General features: G+C 44.7%; 3 protein-coding genes. 1 reads left to right on the top strand and 2 read right to left on the bottom strand.

Features of this window, described 5'->3' with window-relative positions; genetic code table 11:
- Window positions 1–786 (bottom strand): glycoside hydrolase family 3 N-terminal domain-containing protein (locus ACFQS8_RS14430; RefSeq protein WP_382168572.1); only part of this gene is annotated, 786 nt, incomplete at its 3' end.
- A gap of 635 nt (window positions 787–1,421) precedes the next feature.
- Here ACFQS8_RS14430 and ACFQS8_RS14435 point away from each other — a divergent pair.
- Window positions 1,422–1,553 (top strand): hypothetical protein, encoded by a 132-nt coding sequence (locus ACFQS8_RS14435; protein WP_382168574.1) that lies wholly within the window; start codon window positions 1,422–1,424, stop codon window positions 1,551–1,553.
- 54 nt (window positions 1,554–1,607) lie between these two features.
- Here the strand turns inward: ACFQS8_RS14435 and ACFQS8_RS14440 are convergent.
- Window positions 1,608–2,018, bottom strand: a 411-nt coding sequence (locus tag ACFQS8_RS14440; RefSeq protein ID WP_382168576.1) for a transaldolase family protein, incomplete at its 5' end; no start/stop codon positions are given.

The following is a 2,018-nucleotide window of genomic DNA, read 5'->3' on the forward strand; positions in this document are numbered from 1 at the left end:
GGCTTCTGGCTGGCCGTGACCGGTCATGTGTTTAAGTGTTGTGAGGACTTTATCTTCAGGTAATAAATCATCTGATCCCTGAAAGCCTTTAATAGCTGCAACTCCCATCTGAGACACGAGGAATGGGTCTTCTCCAAAGGTTTCTTCAATACGTCCCCAGCGAGGATCTAGCGCGACATCCACGACGGGTGATAAAACATGGTGGACACCTCGTGCTCTAATTTCTCTTGCAACGATAGAGTAAGCTTGCTCTACAAGCTCTGGATCGAACGTCGCTGCAAGGCCGATTGATTGGGGGAAGGAAGTTGCGTGTAATCCTTGAAGGCCATGCAATCCTTCTTCGTGAAAGAGCGTAGGGATACCCATTCGGGTTTCTTCAATCATCCATTTTTGGATTTCATTGACGAGTTTCACTGTATCCTCTGGGGAGCGGCCAGATAGTCTTCTTACAACTGTTGCATCATTTAAATCTTTGCTTGGAGTTGGCTCTTCCATACCCACAGTATCTTGAGGTCGTGCTATGCAGCCTGCACCGTGGGGGAAGTGCTCTTTCATTTTTACAGGATTGAAACTGCCATCTTTTTCAATGAATTTGGCTTTGTCTTTCCAGATGCAGCTAATTTGAGCCAATTTCTCGTCAATCGTCATTTGAGACACCATGGTTTCTGGGCTCAAAACTTGAGAACTGGATGTTTCTGGCAATTCTGCAGTTGATGTTGCGAAATAAGTTGTGCAGCCCATCAAAATGATCGCTGAGCAAGTTCCGATTAGTATTTTTTTCAACATACTATTTTGTCTCCTATCCAGCTGGGCTGGTTATTCAAATGTTGGTTGGCGTTGTTTTTTTTTGCCGTAGTCGGTGTTGAGGCTTCGGCGGTATTTGTAAGTGCCGCAAATGACTGAAGGTGCGGGGTTTGAGCTGCATTGCGCTGGTGCTTGTTTGTTGAGGATGGGTGTTAGGAGTGTGGCGTTAGGCTTGTTTGGGGTGGATTTAGCGCCATAATTTTTCCTCCGTGACTTGCGCCTGATTTCCAACAAAGAATGATCAATTCAATTGGAGGCAGCATTTATTAGGTCGTATTTTTATGATTGGATTTTTTTGCTCATTTTGGAGGAAATCTAGCCAATATTTCTGGTGTTTTCCATACTGAGGCGTGCGATAGTTGTTTTTGTACGGTGGAAAATTTTATAAGTTGTTGATTTTTAAATATTTAAAATAGAGTATATCGTTGTCATTTTGTGCCGTTTATATAGAGAAATAGTCTATTTATGGTGTGTCATAGGTAATAAAAAGTGTATCTTATGCGGTTTATTATCTCGATTAAGACAACGAAAGACTTTTTTTGAGGTGCTTCATTTGTTGAGGTGAAGAAATTGATGTCACCCCACGATTCCACACCCTCCACCTGTGAGCGTGCTGGGTGGCTGATGGCGGCCTGCTGGCGGCGATGTTGTGGGCAGGTGTAATCCTGCCTTGGGGCAGGGCTGGGTTTGGCGCTATCGTGTTTGCTTGCAGCTGGAAGACTGCGCATGTTCAGCCGTTAGATGCATAAAAAAAGCGGGACTAGAAAATTAGCCCCGCTTTTAAATTGTGAATGTCAGTTGGTTTACACCTTGATGCCAGCCTCTGCTGCGTCTTTGACAAATTGGTCGAGGCCAGCTTGTGTCAGAGGGTGTTTTACCAAAGCCTTGATAACACCTGCTGGAGCAGTACCTACATCGGCACCCACTAACGCACATTCTTTTACGTGCATTGGGCTGCGGATAGAAGCCGCAAGAATTTCAGTATCGAAACCATAATTATCGTAAATGACTCGGATTTCTTGAATGAGCTCCATGCCATCAATGTGGATGTCATCTAAGCGGCCAATGAAAGGTGAAATATACGTTGCGCCTGCTTTGGCCGCGAGCAATGCTTGGTTTGCAGAGAAACACAATGTGACATTGGTTTTGATGCCTTCCTTGGAGAAGGTTTGACAGGCTGCCAAACCATCTAAAGTGAGCGGCAATTTCACAAC

Source organism: Hirschia litorea (assembly GCF_042665075.1).
Classification (GTDB): Bacteria; Pseudomonadota; Alphaproteobacteria; order Caulobacterales; family Hyphomonadaceae; genus Hirschia; species Hirschia litorea.